Genomic DNA, 16,890 nt, shown 5'->3' with positions numbered 1-16,890 from the left:
ATGCTCACCTTGGTGGGCATGGATCCAAGACGGCGCCAACCAAGGTTGGCAACTACCAGGCCCAATGCGCCAACCGGGGTGGGCCTCTACCGGTCACGGGCTGCCTGACATCCCCAGCTGCAGATCCACCACCTTCCAGCGCAGCCCCTGCGGCTCCAGCACCACCTTCAGCGGCGGCTGGCCGGGACCGCGATCGACATTGATGACGAAGCGGTCCAATGCCTCGAAATGGTGCTCGGCATGCTTCAGTGGCCGTGCCGGTTCGGTCGGGCCGAAGGCATCGCCGCCCTGCAGTTCATTGCGGCCGCGCTTCCACAGCACGTGGCCCTGCAGCATCGCGCCAATCCCGGTCGGGGTCACCATCGTCTCCACCGCCGCACCACCGAGCTGGTCGCCCAGCCCGTAGAGCAGGGCGCCGAACGGGCTGGCCGCCACGTCAGGCCCGGCCTGGCGCACAAGATAGTCGTTGAGCTGGGCGCGCAGGCTGCTGCGCACGCGCGGGAAATCGACGTAGCGTTCCAGCCGCGCGGTGTCGCGTTGCTCGATGGCCTTGGACAGGCCATGCACGGTCACGTACGGGCCGCCGAACCACCAGGCGGCCAGCGCAAGAACCACCAGCACCAGCAGTGCAATGAGCTTCTTCATGCCGCCCAGACTGCCGCAACTGCGGCAGCCGGTGGTGAACGGCAGGTGATGCAGTCTAGAACTCCAGGTCCAGCGCCGCACACAGGTAGTCGACGAACGGGCCGAGCCCAGCCAGGTCCTTGCCCAGCGTGGACAGCAGGCGCGGGCCAGTCATGGTGGTGTCGTCCAGCGAGCGCCACATCACCCAGTTGCGGTGCTTGAGGTCGTCGATGAACTCGAAGTCGGCCGGGAAGCCACGCGGCGGCCGTACCAGCTTCTCGCTCTCCTCGAAATCGAAGCGCTTGCGCAGCGCTGGTGCATGCGCAGCGGCCTTCCAGCTGCCGGGGTTGTCGAGGATGAAGTGGCGCACGCGGCGCTGGGTTTCCGGTTCCGGATGCCACAGACCGGCGCCGACGAAGCTTTCGCCCGGCTGCAGGTGCACGTAGAACGAGGGCGCGGCCACCTCGCGGCGGCGCTCATGGAACAGACGTGCACCCTGCCAGGTCTTGTACGGGGATTTGTCGTTGGAGAAGCGCGCGTCGCGATGGATGCGGAACAGTGAGCCGCCGACGCCGCGGGTATCGGCACGGAAATGGTCGCTGACCTCGGCCAGCGCCGGCTGCAGGTCGCCCAGCAGGCGCAGGAACGGCTGCCGGACGTGGTCTTCATACTGCTGGCGATGGTCGTTGAACCACGCCTTTTCGTTATGCCGCGCCAGGCTGCGCAGGAACTTGAAGCTGGCGTCCGAGAAATAGGTACTCACAAGGTCTCCTGCAGCTGCTGGCCCCAGTCGCGCAGCGATTGCAGCAGGGCCTGGCGCCGCGCATCGTCGGGTGCTTCGGCGGCCAGTGCATCGAGCTGCTGCTGGTACTGGGGCAGATTGAGTTCGCCCAGGCCGCCGTCTCCCAGCAGGCGCTGGCGGCGGTAATCCTGCCAGCGCTGATGTTCAGCCGGCGCGAGGCTGTCGGGATGGTTGCGTGCGCGGTAGCGGAACAACAGCTCTGGCAGGCGCGGGTCGCGGAAGCGGCCTTCCAGCGCGGCCAACTGCTCCGGTGCGGTGGTGCGTGCCAGCGCAAGCAACGGCTTGTCGCCATTGCCGAGGAAGCCGTCGTACAGCGAGGCATCGACGTCGGCCACGGTTGCCGCGCGCGGTTGGTTGTAGACCTGGCGGGCTTTTTCGGCCAGCGCCGGGGCGAATTCGCGCAGGCGCTCGACCTTGGCTTCGATGGCCGCAACGTCCAGGCCCAGGCGCTCGTGGTCGTCGACACGCAGGTGGTTCCAGGCGATCAGTGCCGGCACCTTGTTCAGATGCACTTCCTTCAGCGGTACCCGCGCAACGCCTTCGGGCAGCTCGCTGGCGCGCATGTACAGGCGCTGTGCGATCACCTCGGCCGGCAGTTCCAGCAGATCGTCGATCTCGCCTTCCAGGTCGAACACGATCACCCGGTTGTTGATGGTCGGGTGCATGGCCAGCGGCAGCACCGGTGCCGCGCACAGGCGGCTGGCCGGGTAGCGCATGGAAATGTGCAGCACCGGCTTCATCGCGGCCACGTCCAGCAGGCCGCCGACGAAGCGCTTGTCACGCAGCTTCAGGGCGTAGTCCCACAGGCGCGGCTGCGACTGCTTGAACAGGCGGGCCATGCCGATGGTGGCGCGCACGTCTGAGAGTGCTTCGTGCGCATCGCCTTCGCGCACGTTGTTGGCCTCTGCCAGATGCTCGAGCTTGAACGAGGTGGCGCCGTCTTCGCGCAGCGGCCATTGGATGCCATCCGGGCGCATCGCGCGCATCAACCGCAGCATGTCCAGCAGGTCCCAGCGCGAATTGCCATTGCGCCACTCGCGTTCGTACGGGTCATGGAAGTTGCGGAACAGCCCGTAGCGGACGAACTCATCGTCGAAGCGCAGCGTGTTGTAACCCAGCGCGCAGGTGCCGGGGCGCGACAGCTGCTCGTTGATGCGGTCGAAGGCTTCGGCCTCGCTGATGCCTTCGGCCAATGCCTGCTGCGGAGTAATGCCGGTCACCAGCGTGGCCATCGGTGAGGGCAGCAGGTCATCGGCCGGGCGCACGAAGAAGCTGACCGGGGTATCGATCTCGTTGAGGTTGGCGTCGGTACGGATCGCGGCGTACTGCGAGATGCGCGTACGCCGCGGGTCCTGACCGAAGGTTTCCAGGTCGTAGAACAGGAAGCTGTCAGCCATCAGTGCGCGCCCTCCAGGACCGGCAGCTGCGCGTGGATCTGCGCTTCCAGTGCCGCCCAGTCGATGTTGTCCAGTGAATCGTGACCTGCGGTGGCCGCGACCAGCATCCCGCGCTGCACTTCGGTGCGGTGCAGCGCCTCGGCGTACGGCGTGTGCAGGAAGGTGACCATGGTGTAGTGCGGCACGAAGCGGGTCGGCCAGCGACGCTGCAGCTCCTGCTCCAGCTCGCGCTGCAGCAGGAAGGCCGGGTCGGCCACCCGGTCGCGCATCTCCAGATAGTTTTCCAGCGCCATCTGCTGGATCGCGCGCGCGTTTGGCTTGCGCTCGGCTTCGAACGCGGCGAACGCACCTTCCAGATCATCGGCCTCCATCAGGTGACGGGCCAGCGCAACGCAGTCCTCGAACGCGCAGTTCATGCCCTGGCCGTGGAACGGCACCATCGCATGCGCGGCGTCGCCGATCAGCACGGCGCGGCCCTGTTGGTGCCAGCGTTCCAGGGTGAGTGTGCCGAGCAGGCCTGGCGGGTGCTGTTCCCAGTCCGCACGCAGGTTCGGGATCAACGGCAGGGTGTCGGCGAACTCGCGTGCGAACAGCGCTTCGGCCTGCGCGCCGGTGTTGACCGTCGCGAAGCTGGGATCGCCCTGGTTGGGCAGGAACAGGGTGACGGTGAAGGTGCCTTCGTGGTTGGGCAGGGCGATGCACATGTAGTGGCCGCGCGGCCAGATGTGCAGCGCGTTGCGCTCGATGCGGAAGCTGCCGTCGGCGGCCGGCGGGATCTCCAGCTCCTTGTAGGAGTGGTCGAGGAAGGCAATGTCCTCGCCCAGCGGTGCACGGCGGTTCATCGCCGCACGCAGTGCCGAGCCCGCTCCGTCGGCACCGATCAGGGTGTCGAAGCGGATGTCGTGCGGGCTGTCGTCACGGTCATCGATGAAGCGCGCGTAACCCGCATCGAAATCAACGGTGTGCAGGCGGCGATGGAAGTGCACGGTGGCGCCGGCCTGTTCGGCCAGCTCCAGCAGCGTGGTATTCAGATCACTGCGATGGATCGACCAGATCACTTCGCTGTCATCACGGCCATAGCGCTGCAGCTGCGGTTCGCCCTCGCGTGGGCGCACCATGCGTCCGCGCATCATCACCGCGCGTGCCATCACTTCGTCCTCCACGCCCGCCTGGCGCAGCGCATTGCGCCCGCGCTCGGCCAACGCCAGGTTGATCGAGCGGCCGCTCTCGTAATCGGCCACGCGTGGATCACCGCGGCGTTCGTACAGGGTGATGCGCCAGCCCTGGCGTGACAGCAGGATGGCCAGCAGGGACCCGGCGAGGCCGGCACCGATAATGCTCAACGAGCGGGAAGCGTGTGCGATCAACGAACTGTCCAGCAGTAGGGGAGGGGCCGGCTTAGAGGCCGGCCCAGGCTTCCACTTCCTCGACGAAGTGGTGCACGTCCAGGTAGCGGTTGTAGAGCGGGGTGGGCGAAATACGGATCACGTCGGGCTCGCGCCAGTCGCCGAGCACGCCGATGCCGCGCAGGTGTTCGAACAGTGCGCGGCCACGTTCGCGGCCACCGATCACGCGCAGCGACAGCTGGCAGCCGCGGCGCTGCGGGTCAGCCGGCGTGATGATGTCCAGCACGCTGGACAGGCGCGCGCGCACCAGCGCTTCGAGCATGCCGGTCAGCGCCAGCGATTTGCTGCGCAGCGCCTCCATGCCGGCGCGCTCGAACAGGTCCAGCGATGCACGCAGCGGGGCCAGGCCGAGGATCGGTGGGTTGCTCAGCTGCCAGCCCTCGGCGCCGATGGCCGGGGTGAACTGCGGTGCCATCTGGAAACGGGTGGACTCTTCATGGCCCCACCAGCCGGCAAAGCGCGGCAGGCTGGTGTCGCGGTGATGGCGTTCGTGCACGAAGGCGCCGGCCACTGCGCCCGGGCCGCTGTTGAGGTACTTGTAATGGCACCACACGGCAAAATCGGGTGCGATGTCATGCAGGCGCAGCGGCAGGTTGCCGACCGAGTGCGCCAGGTCGAAGCCGATGCGCGCGCCCTGCAGGCGCGCGGCGCGGGTGATCGCATCCAGGTCGAAGGCCTGACCGGTGCGGTACTGCACACCCGGCCACAGCACCAGCGCCAGGCGCGGGCCGTGTTCGGCGATGGCGCGCTCGATCGCGGCCAGCGAGATCGTGCCGTTGGCCTCGTCCGGCTGCACTTCCACCAGGCACTCGGCCGGGTCGAAGCCATGGAAGCGGATCTGCGCCTCCACCGCATGGCGGTCGGTCGGGAACGCGCCGGCCTCCATCAGGATCACCGGGCGCTCGGCCGTCGGCCGGTAGAAGCTGACCATCATCAGGTGCAGGTTCACGCTCAGCGTGTTCATCGCCACCACTTCGCTGGGCAGCGCACCGACCACGCGGGCCAGCTGCGCGCTCACCAGGCGGTGGTAGGACAGCCACTGCGTCGGGCCGGTGAAGTGGCCTTCCACTGCCAGCTCGCCCCACTGCTTCATCACTTCCTGCACGGCCGCCTGTGCGCCACGCGGCTGCAGGCCCAGCGAGTTGCCGACGAAGTAGGTCTGCTCGCCGCCACCATGGCGCGGAATCAGGAATTCATTGCGCAGCGGGCGCAGCGGATCGGAGGCGTCCAGGGCAATGGCGTGGGTGCGGCTGAGCAGGTCGGACATGGTCGGGCAACAGGCTGCAACGGGACCGCCAGTGTAGCGCCTGGGGGATGGCCCGGTAGCAGCCAACCCGACACCGGCGCCACGTGATCCGGTAGTCGCCAACCTTGGTTGGCGCACGTGTAACCAAGCGCTCACCAAGGTGGGGATCTACCAGAGCGGGAGCGACCAAGCGCCCACCAAGGTGGGGATCTACCAGAGCGGGAGCGACCAAGCGCCCACCAAGGTGGGCATCTACCGTTCGATGGCTCAGCCCGCCGCTGGCGCCGGCAGCGGATCCACGTGCCCGCATTCGCTGCAGGTGCGCAGTTCCAGGCTGGCGTGGTAGCGCGCAAACACTTTGGGCAGATCGGTTTCGATGTTCTGCAGCGGGAAATACTCTTCGTGCAGCTTGTGGTTGCAGCGTTCGCAGTGCCAGATCACGCCGTCCATCTCATGCGGCAGGCGCTTGCGCTCGACCACCAGGCCGATACCACCGGGCGGGCGCCGCGGCGAGTGCGGCACCTTCGCCGGCAGCAGGAAGATCTCGCCGGCACGGATCGGAATATCACGCACCGCGCCGTCTTCCTGCACCTTCAGCACCATCTCGCCTTCGAGCTGGTAGAACCACTCCGGACCTTCGTCGTAGTGGTAGTCGGTGCGCGAATTCGGCCCGCCCACCACCATTACGATGAAATCGCCGTTGTCGATCATCTTGTTGCCCACCGGCGGCTTCAGCAGGTGGCGGTTTTCTTCGATCCAGGCGTGCAGGTTGATCGGCGAAGCGAGCATGGTGGTCTTCCGTAGGGAATCAGTCGCGCTTGCCCTTGCGCGGGACGTAGGACAGGGCCTTTTCATAGGCTGGCTGCAGCTCTTCCTGTGAGCCGACGTCGATGCCCATCTCGCGCACGCGTCCGTCCTTCAGGCTGTAGACCCAGCCATGCACCATCAGCTTCTGGCCGCGGGCCCAGGCGTCCTGCACGATGGTCGAGCGGCACAGGTTGGCAACCTGCTCGATTACGTTCAGTTCGCACAGGCGCGCGTGCTTGAGCTCATCGGTCTCGATCGCATCGAGGATGCCGGTGTGCTTCTGCATCACATCGCCCACGTGGCGCAGCCAGTTGTCGGCCAGGCCGACGCGGGTGTTGTGCAGGCAGGCATGCACGCCGCCGCAGCCGTAGTGGCCGACGATCAGGATGTGCTTCACCTTCAACTGGTCCACCGCGTACTGCACCACGCTCAGGCAGTTCAGATCGGTGTGGGCGACCACGTTGGCGACGTTGCGGTGCACGAACACTTCGCCCGGGGCCATGCCGATGATCTGGTTGGCCGGCACGCGCGAATCGGAACAGCCGATCCACAGGTATTCCGGGTGCTGCTGCTTGGCCAGCTGGTGGAAGAACTCGGGGTCTTCCTTCTCGATGCGGTCGGCCCAGTCGCGGTTGTTCTGCAGCAGCTTGTGGATGTCTTTCATGTACGGGTCCCTGGCGTCGGGTGGGGGCGCGCCGCAGCCATCCGGCTGCGTCGTCGCGGGAATCTGGGGCGTTCAGTCGCTGCGGGCGGCCTGTTCGCGGTGCCAGCGCATCCACTGCGCCAACTCGGTGGAAGCGGGGAAGCCCAGCTGTTCCAGTTCGGTGATCACTGCGCGCTGGTTGGCATCGGGATGGTTCTGGCTCAGCTTGAGCTTCAGCTGCACGTGTTCGACCTGGAAACGGAAGCCAACGATGGCGCGCAGTTCCGGGCCGTGTTCGGCACGCGTGGCATCGAACTGCCAGGCCTGGCCGACACTGGCTTCGAAATGGTCGCTGATCGTACCGACCAGTTCGGCCAGCGCATCAGTGTCGTCAAAGGTCTGCAGCTGGCCACACAGTTCGGCGGCGGCGTAGTTCCAGGTCGGCACCCGCGCCGCAGGTTCCTTGTCCGGGTACCAGCTGGCCGAGACATAGCCGTGTGGGCCGTCGACAAGCACCTTGGCCGCGCCGCTGTGGCGCGACTGCGGGTTGGCGCGGGCCCAGTGGCCGCGCAGTTCGATCTGTTCGCCGTCACGCCGGTACAGTACCGGCATCCGGGTCAGCTCCGGCAGACCATCGTTACCGGGCGTGAGCACGGTAACGAACGGGTCGCGCGCCAGCAGGCGGTCCAGCCAGAGCAGGTCGGTCTCGGCGAAGGCGCGCGAGGTGAACATGCCGGGGTCAGGCGCGCCCGCCCAGCGACTGGATCATGCGGCCACGCAGGCCCTCGTCGCTGTCGGCCTGCGGCGGCTGCACTTCGTGCAGGCTGAAGCCGCGCACCAATGCATCTTCCTCGTCCAGGCCGTCGTACTCGACGAACTCGGCATCGAACAGCTGCGAACGCGCGGTGTCTTCGCTGTCATAGCTCAGCGTGTTGCCATCGCTGTCGAGCACTTCGGCGGTGCCGGCCGGGCGCACGCGCAGGCGCGCCCAGATCAGGGTGTTGCCGAGGCTGGCCAGCCACCAGCTGTCGCGCGAGGCGGTGATGTCATTCATGGATGTGTTACCAGAGCGAGGCCAGCCAGAGCAGGGCGGCCATGCCCAGTCCGGCCAGCAGGGTCAGCAGCGATACCCAGGCCGGCGTCGCCAGCCCGGACAGCGAGCGGTCCGGCTGCTGGCGATAGTCACGGCGAAGCAGCCAGGCCAGGGCATCGGGCTTGAGGAAGGCGCCGCTGCCAAAGCGCGCGGCGAGCGCCGGATGGCGGTCGCGCACATGCACCAGGGTCAGCGGCCAGAAGATCACGAAGGCACTGAACCCGGCCACTGCAACGCCGACGAAACAGAGGGCGAAGAACAGGGTCATGGGAGCGGTACCTCCGTGGTCGTGTGGGGCTTAGAAGTCCGCGCTGCCCGGGGCGCGCGGGTAGGGGATCGCATCGCGGATGTTGGACAGCCCGCAGACGTAGACCACCAGGCGTTCGAAGCCCAGGCCGAAGCCGGCGTGCGGCACCGAACCATAGCGGCGGAAATCGCGGTACCAGCTGTAGTGCTCACGGTCCAGGCCGAACTGGGCCATGCGCGCATCCAGCACGTCCAGGCGCTCTTCGCGCTGGCTGCCGCCGATGATCTCGCCGATGCCCGGGGCCAGTACGTCCATCGCGGCAACGGTCTTGCCGTCGTCGTTCAGGCGCATGTAGAAGGCCTTGATGTGCTCCGGGTAGTTGGTCACCACCACCGGGCGGCCGACGTGTTCCTCGGTCAGCCAGCGCTCGTGCTCGGTCTGCAGGTCCAGGCCCCATTCGACCGGGAAGTCGAACTTCTTGCCGGACTTCTGCAGCAGGCTGACCGCATCGGTGTAGTCGATGCGCTCGAACGGTGCGTTGATGAAGTCTTCCAGCTTGGTGATCGCGTTCTTGTCCACGCGCTCGGCGATGAAGGCCAGGTCGTCGCTGCGCTCGTTCAGCACCGCGCGGAACAGGTACTTCAGGAACTCTTCGGCCAGGCGCGCGTCTTCGGCCAGGTCGGCGAAGGCGATTTCCGGCTCGATCATCCAGAACTCCGCCAGGTGGCGGGTGGTGTGGCTGTTCTCGGCGCGGAAGGTCGGGCCGAAGGTGTAGACCTTGCTCAGCGCCAGGCAGTAGGCCTCGACGTTCAGCTGGCCGGACACGGTCAGGAACGTTTCCTTGCCGAAGAAGTCGCGGCTGAAATCGATCGCGCCCTTCTCGTCACGCGGCAGGTTAACCATGTCCAGGGTGGACACGCGGAACATCTGGCCGGCGCCTTCGGCGTCGGAGGTGGTGATGATCGGGGTGCTGATCCAGTTGAAGCCGTTCTCGTGGAAGAAGCGGTGCACGGCCTGGGCCAGGCAGTTGCGGATGCGGGTGACCGCGCCGAACAGGTTGGTGCGCGGGCGCAGATGCGCCACTTCGCGCAGGAATTCCGGCGACATCGGCTTGGGCTGGATCGGGTAGGTGAGCGGGTCTTCGACCCAGCCGACCACTTCCAGTGCGCTGGCCTGGATCTCGAACGACTGGCCCTTGCCCTGCGACTTCACCAGGGTGCCGGTGGCGATGACCGAGCAGCCGCTGGTCAGGCGCTTGATCTCGTCGAAGTTGGCCAGGCTGTCGCCGGCCACGACCTGGATCGGGGCGAAGCAGGAGCCGTCGCTCACATTCACGAAAGCCAGATTCGCTGAACCGCGCACCGTGCGCACCCATCCGCGTACCGTGACTTCGCCGCCTTCCGGGATCTTCCCGGCAAGCGCATGTTCAACGCTGACCACCGTCATGACTTGAATCCTCTGCTGATCGACTCGATCTGTGAACACGGGAGTTTACCGGTTGCAGCGTTCTGCTTGCGAGGCATTTTTCGCGGCAACGGCTCCTTATAATGTCCCCGTACCTCTGGAGTAGCCCCATGGCCGTCAGCCTGACCCCCATTGCCTTCGAGCGCGTGCAGCGCTTTGTCGCCCAGACCCCCGGCGCGCTGGGCCTGCGTTTTGGCGTGACCAAGACCGGTTGCTCGGGTTGGGGTCACATCACCGACCTGGCCCGCGACGAGCGCGAGGGCGATACCGTGTTCGACCAGGACGGCGTGAAGATCTACGTCGATGCCAAGAGTCTGGCGCTGGTGGACGGTACCGTGATCGACTTCGGCAAGCACGGCCTGAGCGAGACCTTCACGTTCAGCAACCCCAACGCCACCGCCGAGTGTGGCTGCGGCGAGAGCTTCACCACCGACGCCGACAAGGCCTGAGGGCCGGTTCTGGTGCCCGCCGGGCGTGGCCCGGCGCTACCAGGGCGAGGATCCACGGATGGAACGACCGCTTTTCATTTATCACCCCAACGCCTACGCCCTCTCCTTCGAAGAGGTCGACGGGGTCTGCGACTGCTGCGGTCAGCCGCGCACACTGCGCTACCGGGGGCCGTTCTACTCCGTTCTGAGCCCCGATTACCTGTGCCCCTGGTGTATCGCCGATGGCAGGGCGGCGGCCAGTTACGAGGGCGAATTCACCGGCTGGAGCGATATCGAGGGGGTATCCCCGGATCCGTCCGATCCGCCGCCGACCATCGCCCGTGAGCTGCTGCTGGAGATCTGCGAGCGCACCCCGGGCTACTTGTCCTGGCAGCAATCGGTCTGGCTGAGCCATTGCGAACGACCCTGCGCCTTCCTCGGCTACGCCGGCAGCGACGATCTGCTGCCCATCCTCGACCAGGTCCGGCCCGATGTGGCGGCGGTCAATCCACGCGACGCCGACTGGGTGCTGGAGCATCTGAGCCGGGACGGGATGATGGTCGGCTGCCTGTTCCAGTGCCTGGAATGCGGCCAGCATCGCCTTCACGTCGATCTGGGGTGAATCCAGGCGGATTCGTGGAGCGTGCGGGGCTCCGGTAGCAGCCAGCCTTGGTTGGTATGAGGGCTGCGCCCCGGTTCAGGTTGCCCTGTGGACCGCCGGTTGCCCGGCCACCCCATCTGCGCCATAATGCGCGGCTTCCTGCCTTCCTGGCGGGAATCCTTGCCCCACCGCGGTATCAACGGCGGGGGGCTGTCCGGCCGCAAGGCCACATCCGAAAGGTAGAAAAAACATGAGTCGTCATTACGAAATCGTGTTCATGGTCCACCCGGACCAGAGCGAGCAGGTCCCGGCCATGATCGAGCGCTACAAGTCGCTGGTCGAGAACGGCAACGGCACCATCCACCGTCTGGAAGACTGGGGCCGCCGCCAGCTGGCGTACCCGATCCAGAACCTGGTGAAGGCCCACTACGTGCTGCTGAACATCGAAGCCGACCAGGCCGTGCTGAACGAGCTGACCGAAAGCTTCCGCTTCAACGACGCCGTGCTGCGCAACCTGGTCATCAAGCGTGACGAGGCTGACACCGAGCAGTCGCTGATCATGAAGAGCAAGGACGAGAAGGGTGACAAGCCGGAGCGCGGTGAGCGCCGTCGTCGTGACGACGAAGAAGGCGAGTCCACCACCACCGCTGACAACGAAGCCGGCGACGACGCCGCTTCCGCCGCCTAAGGAGCCTTCCCATGTCCAAGTTCTTCCGTCGCCGCAAGTTCTGCAAGTTCACGGCTGAAGGTGTGAAGGAGATCGACTACAAGGATCTCAACACCCTGCGCCAGTACCTGACCGAGAACGGCAAGATCGTGCCGAGCCGCGTCACCGGTACCAAGTCGAAGTACCAGCGTCAGCTGGCGACCGCCGTCAAGCGCGCTCGCTTCCTGGCCCTGATCCCGTACACCGACAACCACGACGTCTGATGCCCGGCGGGGCGGCCCGGTGCCGCCCCCGCTGTGCCAGCTATTCGGACAGCCTTTGTTGCGGGGCATCGCCTCGCTAACGAATAACTCATCTGGAGCAATACCATGCAGCTGATCCTCCTGCAGAAAGTCACCAACCTCGGCAACCTGGGCGACCTGGTCGACGTGAAGCCGGGCTACGGCCGTAACTTCCTCGTGCCGCAGGGCAAGGCCGTTCCGGCCACCGAGAGCAACAAGGCCGAGTTCGAAGCCAAGCGCGCCGAATACGAAGCCAAGGCCCAGGCCATCCACGCCGACGCTGACGCCCGCAAGGCCAAGCTGGAAGGCGCGAGCGTGACCATCCCGGCCAACGCTTCGACCGAAGGCAAGCTGTACGGCTCGGTCGGCGCCCGCGAAATCGCCGATGCCTTCACCGCTGCCGGCCTGCCGGTCAGCAAGAGCGAAGTCATCCTGGGCGAAGGCGCCTTCCGCAACATCGGCGAATACGACGTGCTGGTCCACCTGCACGCCGACGTCGAGACCACCGTCAAGGTCGTCGTCGTCGCCGAAGCCTGATCCCACGCCGCAAGGCCTGGCATCACCGCAGAACGGGCGCCCGCAAGGGTGCCCGTTTTGTTTTATGGCTCCGTTTCGTGGTGTCGGGCCACGTCTGGCCGACGGGGTGGGGCTGGACAATGTTCCACGCCCATTCGTAGAACACGGCCACATCGGTATACTCAGGGCGTCACACCCGTTCCACGGGCATTGATTTCAACAGGATCAATGACTTGGAGGGTAAACGCAGGCCGCTTGCCGGCCCCAGTCCGGAACCCCTATGCGTCTTTCCACGATCAAGCTGTCCGGCTTCAAGTCGTTCGTCGATCCGACCACCCTGCACCTGCCGACCAACATGACCGGCGTGGTGGGCCCCAATGGCTGCGGCAAGTCGAACATCATCGACGCCGTGCGCTGGGTCATGGGCGAGAGTTCGGCCAGCCGTCTGCGTGGCGACTCGCTGACCGACGTGATCTTCTCCGGCTCCAATGCCCGCAAGCCGGTCTCGCAGGCCACCGTCGAGCTGATCTTCGACAATTCGGACCACACGATCTCGGGCGAGTACGCCTCGTTCAACGAAATCTCGGTCAAGCGCACGGTCAGCCGCGACGGCACCAGCAACTATTACCTCAACGGCACCAAGTGCCGCCGCCGCGACATCACCGACCTGTTCCTCGGCACCGGCCTGGGCCCGCGCAGCTACTCGATCATCGAGCAGGGCATGATCAGCCAGATCATCGAGGCGCGCCCGGAAGACCTGCGCGTGTACCTGGAAGAGGCGGCCGGCATCTCCAAGTACAAGGAGCGCCGCAAGGAAACCGAGACCCGCATCCGCCACACCCGCGAGAACCTGGACCGGCTGGGCGATCTGCGTGACGAGATCAGCAAGCAGCTCGAACACCTCAAGCGCCAGGCCAAGCAGGCTGAGCAGTACCAGGCCCTGCAGGAAGAGCGCCGGGTCAAGGATGCCGAGTGGAAAGCCCTGGAATTCCGCGGGTTGGACGGTCGCCTGTCCAAGCTGCGCGAAGGGCTGTCGCAGGAAGAGACCAAACTGCAGCAGCTGATCGCCGACCAGCGTGACGCCGAGGCCCGCATCGAGACCTCGCGCGTTCGACGCGAAGAGGCCGCCGACGCGCTGAACACCGCGCAGGCTGCGGTCTACCAGGTCGGCAGCACGCTGGCGCGCGTGGAACAGCAGATCCAGCACCAGCGCGAACTGTCGCAGCGCCTGCACAAGGCGCGCGACGAGACGCGCCAGGCGTTGGCCGAACTGGGCCAGCACATCAGCGGCGACGAGGCCAAACTGCTGGTGCTGCGCGAGGCGGTGGAAGCTGCCACCCCGCAGCTGGAGGAGCTGCAGGAAGAGAACGAGATCAAGCAGGAAAGCCTGCGCGAGGCCGAAGACCGGCTGGCCAGCTGGCAGCTGCGCTGGGAGCAGCACACCTCGCAGAGTTCGGAGGCGTCGCGCGCCGGCGATGTCGAGCGCACGCGCGTGGACTACCTGGACAAGCAGATCCTCGACGCTGACCGGCGCCGTGAAGCGCTGGCCGCCGAACGCGCCGGCCTGGACGTGGACGCGCTGGAAGAAGCCTTCGAGCAGCTGCACCTGCAGCACGACACGCAGAAGACCGCGCTGGATGAATTGAGCGAAGACGTCGAGCTGCGCAAGCAGGGCGTGGCGACGGTGCAGGAACAGCAGCGCAATGGCCAGAACGAACTGGCCGAACTGCGCAAGCAGGCCAACGGCCTGCGCGGTCGCCTGGCTTCGCTGGAAACCCTGCAGCAGGCCGCGCTGGGCCAGGAGCAGGGCGCGGCCGTGGCCTGGTTGAAGGCGCGTGGACTGGATTCGGCGGCGCGTGTCGGCGAACGCCTGGACGTTGATGCCGGCTGGGAGAACGCGGTGGAAAGCGCGCTCGGCCAATTGATCGAAGGCGTGCTGGTTGATGATCCGGCCAGCCTGGTCGATGCCCTCGGCGAATTGGGCGAGGGCCACATCGCGCTGGTTGCCAACGATGGCGCGGACCTGAAGGTCGCACCGACCTCGCTGGCCGCCCGCGTGCGTGGCCCGGCAGCGATCCGTCGCCTGCTGGCACACCTGCACGCAGCCAAGGACCTTTCCGAAGCGAAGGGGTTGCAGGGCAGCCTTCCGGAAGGCGATTCGATCATCACCCAGAGCGGCGAGCGCCTGGGCCAGGGTTGGCTGCGCGTATCGCGCTCCGGCGCGGCCCAGCAGGGCGCGCTGCTGCGCGAACGTGAGATCAACGAACTGCGTGAGCAGATCGAGCAGCTGCAGGACCGCGAGGCCGAGCTGGAAGAACAGCTGAGTGGTTTCCGTGAGCAGCTGCACGCCGCGGAGCAGCAGCGCGAAGACGCGCAGCGTGCGCTGTACCAGGCCCATCGAGCGGTCTCTGAACTGGCTGGCCAGTTGCAGGGCCAGCAGGGCAAGGTGGAAGCGGCGCGCACGCGCATCGACCGCATCGAAGGTGAGCTGAAGCAGTTGCAGGAAACGCTGGACGCCAACAACGAGCAGGCGCGTGAAGCGCGTTCGCGGTTGGAGAACGCGGTCAGCAGCATGGGCGACCTGGAATCGACCCGGCAGCGGCTGGAGGGCGAGCGCCGCCAGCTGACCGAGGCCCGCGACCTGGCCAGAGACGCCGCGCGAGCGGTGCGCGAGCGCTCGCATTCCTTGGCGCTGACCCTGGAATCGCAGCGGGCACAGCTGGCTTCACTGAGCCAGGCGTTGGAACGCATGGGCACCCAGCGCGGGCAGCTGGATTCGCGCCTGGGCGAACTGCATTCGCAGCTGGATGAGGGCGATTCGCCGGTCGAATCGCTGCAGGCCGAGCACCAGAACGCGCTGGAAGAGCGCGTGCGCGCTGATCGCGTGCTGACCGAGGCGCGCACGCTGCTGGACGGCATCGACGCCGAGCTGCGCAATTACGAACAGACCCGCCACCAGCGCGACGAACAGGCACTGGCCCAGCGCGAACGCATTTCGCAGCGCAAGCTGGACCAGCAGGCGCTGGTGCTCAGCGCGGAGACCCTGCAGGGCGCGGTGGAGAAGGCCGGATTCGTGCTGCAGGACGTACTCAACGCATTGCCCGAGGATGCCCGCCTGGGCGACTGGGAGCAGGCCGTGCACCAGATCGATGGTCGCATGCGCCGGCTGGAGCCGGTCAACCTGGCGGCCATCCACGAGTACGGCGAGGCCTCGCAGCGCTCGGAGTACCTGGATGCGCAGCATGTGGACCTGACCACCGCGCTGGAGACCCTGGAAGAGGCCATCCGCAAGATCGACCGCGAGACCCGTGGCCGTTTCAAGGACACCTTCGACCGCGTCAACGCCGGCGTGCAGGCGCTGTATCCGCGCCTGTTCGGTGGCGGCCATGCCTATCTGGAGCTGACCGGTGAAGACCTGCTCGACACCGGTGTGACCATCATGGCGCGTCCGCCGGGCAAGCGCGTGTCCAGCATCTCGCTGCTGTCCGGCGGCGAGAAGGCGATGACCGCGGTGGCGCTGGTGTTCGCCATCTTCCAGCTGAATCCCGCGCCGTTCTGCCTGCTGGACGAGGTGGATGCGCCGCTGGACGAAGCCAACGTTGGCCGCCTGGCCAACATGGTCAAGGAAATGAGCGAAAAGGTGCAGTTCCTGTTCGTCAGCCATAACAAGGCGACGATGGAGGCCGCGCACCAGCTGTCGGGCGTGACCATGCGTGAGCCGGGCGTCAGCCGCCTGGTCAGCGTGGACCTGGAAGAAGCCGCGCGATTGGCGGGCGCGGCCTGACGTGCCATCCTAGTTACCTGAATGAACTAGCCGGAGAACCTATCGAATGTCCGACACGGCACTGTTGCGCATCGGCATCCTGGCCGCCGGCCTGCTGTTGATCGCCGCGATCTTCCTGTTTGGCCGTCCGAAGAAGAAGCCCCAGGGGCGCCGCGTGGAAGGCGCGGAACCGACCAGCGGCGAGCGCCGCGAGCCGGTGCTGGGCGAAGACGGCGTCACCGTGGCCGATGGCCGCGTCGAACCGGGTATGGGCACGGAAGGCGAGCAGGCCGAACTCGGCCTGGGCGAAACCGACCCGGGCGCCAGCGACCTCGGCAAGCGTGCCACCCAGGATTTCGACAAGATCGTCTCGCTGTTCGTGGCCGCCCGGGCTGGCGAACAGCTGCGTGGCGAAGACATCGTGGTGGCGGCGGAGAAGACCGGCCTGGTGTTCGGCCACATGAACGTGTTCCACCGGCTGGTGGAAGGTCATCCCGAGCGCGGCCCGATCTTCTCGATGGCCAGCATCATGAAGCCGGGCAGCTTCGACATGGCCAACATCCGTGCCATGGAGACCCCGGCCATCGCCTTCTTCCTGACCTTGCCGGCGCCGCTGACCGCGCTGGACGCCTGGGAGAAGATGCTGCCGACCGTGCAGCGCATGGCCGAACTGCTGGATGGCGTGGTGCTGGATGACAGCCGCAACGCTCTGGGCCGCCAGCGCATCGCGCACATCCGTGACGAGCTGCGCGCCTACGACCGCCAGCACCAGGCCCCGCCGCTGACCAAGACCCCGCGCTGGTAAAGGCATTTTTTCGGTGTGCCGACCAACGGTCGGCACCCACCCCGACCAATGGGTCGGCACCCACCCCGACCAATGGGTCGGCACCCACCCCGACCAATGG

General features: G+C 66.5%; 18 protein-coding genes. 7 read left to right on the top strand and 11 right to left on the bottom strand.

Annotated features, from left to right (window positions below; translation table 11 throughout):
- Positions 1 to 93: 93 nt before the first annotated feature.
- The 11 genes from ACJ7C5_RS01690 to asnS form a co-directional block, all read right to left on the bottom strand.
- Positions 94 to 645 (bottom strand): DUF2939 domain-containing protein, encoded by a 552-nt coding sequence (locus tag ACJ7C5_RS01690; RefSeq protein WP_125428448.1) that lies wholly within the window; start codon positions 643 to 645, stop codon positions 94 to 96.
- Positions 646 to 700: 55 nt separating this feature from the next.
- The gene (locus tag ACJ7C5_RS01685; RefSeq protein WP_094000977.1) at positions 701 to 1,387 is read right to left on the bottom strand and encodes a DUF2461 domain-containing protein; all 687 of its coding nucleotides are present in this window, start codon (positions 1,385 to 1,387) and stop codon (positions 701 to 703) included.
- On the bottom strand, positions 1,384 to 2,823 hold the full coding sequence (gene sbcB / locus ACJ7C5_RS01680) for an exodeoxyribonuclease I (RefSeq protein ID WP_412702897.1): 1,440 nt from the start codon (positions 2,821 to 2,823) through the stop codon (positions 1,384 to 1,386). Before sbcB ends, ACJ7C5_RS01685 begins: the two co-directional genes overlap by 4 nt.
- On the bottom strand, positions 2,823 to 4,190 hold the full coding sequence (locus ACJ7C5_RS01675; RefSeq protein ID WP_412702896.1) for an FAD-dependent oxidoreductase: 1,368 nt from the start codon (positions 4,188 to 4,190) through the stop codon (positions 2,823 to 2,825). The genes sbcB and ACJ7C5_RS01675 overlap by 1 nt, the downstream gene beginning before the upstream one ends.
- A 31-nt stretch (positions 4,191 to 4,221) precedes the next feature.
- Entirely contained in the window at positions 4,222 to 5,496 is a 1,275-nt protein-coding gene (kynU, locus tag ACJ7C5_RS01670) for a kynureninase (RefSeq protein WP_412702895.1), read from the bottom strand.
- Positions 5,497 to 5,742: 246 nt separating this feature from the next.
- Positions 5,743 to 6,264 carry a 3-hydroxyanthranilate 3,4-dioxygenase gene (locus ACJ7C5_RS01665; RefSeq protein WP_412702894.1) on the bottom strand — a complete coding sequence of 174 codons (522 nt, stop codon included), beginning with the start codon at positions 6,262 to 6,264 and terminating at the stop codon, positions 5,743 to 5,745.
- 19 nt (positions 6,265 to 6,283) lie between these two features.
- Entirely contained in the window at positions 6,284 to 6,946 is a 663-nt protein-coding gene (gene can, locus ACJ7C5_RS01660) for a carbonate dehydratase (protein ID WP_014037740.1), read from the bottom strand.
- Positions 6,947 to 7,018: 72 nt separating this feature from the next.
- The gene (locus ACJ7C5_RS01655; RefSeq protein ID WP_412702893.1) at positions 7,019 to 7,657 is read right to left on the bottom strand and encodes an FMN-binding negative transcriptional regulator; all 639 of its coding nucleotides are present in this window, start codon (positions 7,655 to 7,657) and stop codon (positions 7,019 to 7,021) included.
- A 7-nt stretch (positions 7,658 to 7,664) separates the two neighbouring features.
- A complete protein-coding gene (locus ACJ7C5_RS01650; RefSeq protein ID WP_006453002.1) occupies positions 7,665 to 7,979 on the bottom strand; it encodes a hypothetical protein in 315 nt (104 codons plus the stop codon).
- Positions 7,980 to 7,986: 7 nt separating this feature from the next.
- Complete coding sequence (locus ACJ7C5_RS01645) at positions 7,987 to 8,286, bottom strand: hypothetical protein (RefSeq protein WP_005410232.1); 300 nt, start codon at positions 8,284 to 8,286, stop codon at positions 7,987 to 7,989.
- A 30-nt stretch (positions 8,287 to 8,316) separates the two neighbouring features.
- Complete coding sequence (gene asnS, locus ACJ7C5_RS01640; protein ID WP_057500623.1) at positions 8,317 to 9,711, bottom strand: asparagine--tRNA ligase; 1,395 nt, start codon at positions 9,709 to 9,711, stop codon at positions 8,317 to 8,319.
- 128 nt (positions 9,712 to 9,839) lie between these two features.
- On the opposite strand from asnS, the gene ACJ7C5_RS01635 reads away from it, so the two are divergent.
- The 7 genes from ACJ7C5_RS01635 (at position 9,840) to zipA (ending at position 16,790) form a co-directional block, all read left to right on the top strand.
- The gene (locus ACJ7C5_RS01635; protein WP_006376495.1) at positions 9,840 to 10,178 is read left to right on the top strand and encodes a HesB/IscA family protein; all 339 of its coding nucleotides are present in this window, start codon (positions 9,840 to 9,842) and stop codon (positions 10,176 to 10,178) included.
- Between the two features lie 58 nt (positions 10,179 to 10,236).
- Positions 10,237 to 10,779, top strand: coding sequence for a CbrC family protein (locus ACJ7C5_RS01630; protein ID WP_412702892.1), 543 nt, complete (start codon positions 10,237 to 10,239; stop codon positions 10,777 to 10,779).
- Between the two features lie 229 nt (positions 10,780 to 11,008).
- A complete protein-coding gene (gene rpsF / locus ACJ7C5_RS01625; protein ID WP_049445625.1) occupies positions 11,009 to 11,446 on the top strand; it encodes a 30S ribosomal protein S6 in 438 nt (145 codons plus the stop codon).
- Between the two features lie 11 nt (positions 11,447 to 11,457).
- A complete protein-coding gene (rpsR, locus tag ACJ7C5_RS01620; RefSeq protein WP_002804494.1) occupies positions 11,458 to 11,688 on the top strand; it encodes a 30S ribosomal protein S18 in 231 nt (76 codons plus the stop codon).
- 105 nt (positions 11,689 to 11,793) lie between these two features.
- On the top strand, positions 11,794 to 12,243 hold the full coding sequence (gene rplI / locus ACJ7C5_RS01615; RefSeq protein WP_014037734.1) for a 50S ribosomal protein L9: 450 nt from the start codon (positions 11,794 to 11,796) through the stop codon (positions 12,241 to 12,243).
- Between the two features lie 259 nt (positions 12,244 to 12,502).
- Positions 12,503 to 16,006 carry a chromosome segregation protein SMC gene (gene smc / locus ACJ7C5_RS01610; protein ID WP_412702891.1) on the top strand — a complete coding sequence of 1,168 codons (3,504 nt, stop codon included), beginning with the start codon at positions 12,503 to 12,505 and terminating at the stop codon, positions 16,004 to 16,006.
- Between the two features lie 46 nt (positions 16,007 to 16,052).
- Positions 16,053 to 16,790: a cell division protein ZipA gene (zipA, locus tag ACJ7C5_RS01605; protein WP_088026490.1), complete on the top strand. Its 738-nt coding sequence runs from the start codon at positions 16,053 to 16,055 to the stop codon at positions 16,788 to 16,790.
- The last annotated feature ends 100 nt before the right edge of the window (positions 16,791 to 16,890 follow it).

The sequence above is a fragment of the Nocardiopsis yanglingensis genome (genome assembly GCF_045809185.1).
Taxonomy (GTDB): Bacteria; Pseudomonadota; Gammaproteobacteria; order Xanthomonadales; family Xanthomonadaceae; genus Stenotrophomonas; species Stenotrophomonas yanglingensis.
The sequence above is the reverse complement of the archived record's forward strand: the minus strand, read 5'-3'. Positions and strand labels throughout refer to the sequence as shown.

Bases quoted from the DNA above. Each gene is read 5' to 3' on its own strand.
- ACJ7C5_RS01690 (WP_125428448.1), bottom strand. From the start codon at position 645: ATGAAGAAGCTCATTGCACTGCTGGTGCTGGTGGTTCTTGCGCTGGCC.
- sbcB (WP_412702897.1), bottom strand. From the start codon at position 2,823: ATGGCTGACAGCTTCCTGTTCTACGACCTGGAAACCTTCGGTCAGGAC.
- kynU (WP_412702895.1), bottom strand. From the start codon at position 5,496: ATGTCCGACCTGCTCAGCCGCACCCACGCCATTGCCCTGGACGCCTCC.
- ACJ7C5_RS01665 (WP_412702894.1), bottom strand. From the start codon at position 6,264: ATGCTCGCTTCGCCGATCAACCTGCACGCCTGGATCGAAGAAAACCGC.
- can (WP_014037740.1), bottom strand. From the start codon at position 6,946: ATGAAAGACATCCACAAGCTGCTGCAGAACAACCGCGACTGGGCCGAC.
- ACJ7C5_RS01655 (WP_412702893.1), bottom strand. From the start codon at position 7,657: ATGTTCACCTCGCGCGCCTTCGCCGAGACCGACCTGCTCTGGCTGGAC.
- ACJ7C5_RS01650 (WP_006453002.1), bottom strand. From the start codon at position 7,979: ATGAATGACATCACCGCCTCGCGCGACAGCTGGTGGCTGGCCAGCCTC.
- ACJ7C5_RS01645 (WP_005410232.1), bottom strand. From the start codon at position 8,286: ATGACCCTGTTCTTCGCCCTCTGTTTCGTCGGCGTTGCAGTGGCCGGG.
- asnS (WP_057500623.1), bottom strand. From the start codon at position 9,711: ATGACGGTGGTCAGCGTTGAACATGCGCTTGCCGGGAAGATCCCGGAA.
- ACJ7C5_RS01635 (WP_006376495.1), top strand. From the start codon at position 9,840: ATGGCCGTCAGCCTGACCCCCATTGCCTTCGAGCGCGTGCAGCGCTTT.
- ACJ7C5_RS01630 (WP_412702892.1), top strand. From the start codon at position 10,237: ATGGAACGACCGCTTTTCATTTATCACCCCAACGCCTACGCCCTCTCC.
- rpsF (WP_049445625.1), top strand. From the start codon at position 11,009: ATGAGTCGTCATTACGAAATCGTGTTCATGGTCCACCCGGACCAGAGC.
- rpsR (WP_002804494.1), top strand. From the start codon at position 11,458: ATGTCCAAGTTCTTCCGTCGCCGCAAGTTCTGCAAGTTCACGGCTGAA.
- rplI (WP_014037734.1), top strand. From the start codon at position 11,794: ATGCAGCTGATCCTCCTGCAGAAAGTCACCAACCTCGGCAACCTGGGC.
- smc (WP_412702891.1), top strand. From the start codon at position 12,503: ATGCGTCTTTCCACGATCAAGCTGTCCGGCTTCAAGTCGTTCGTCGAT.
- zipA (WP_088026490.1), top strand. From the start codon at position 16,053: ATGTCCGACACGGCACTGTTGCGCATCGGCATCCTGGCCGCCGGCCTG.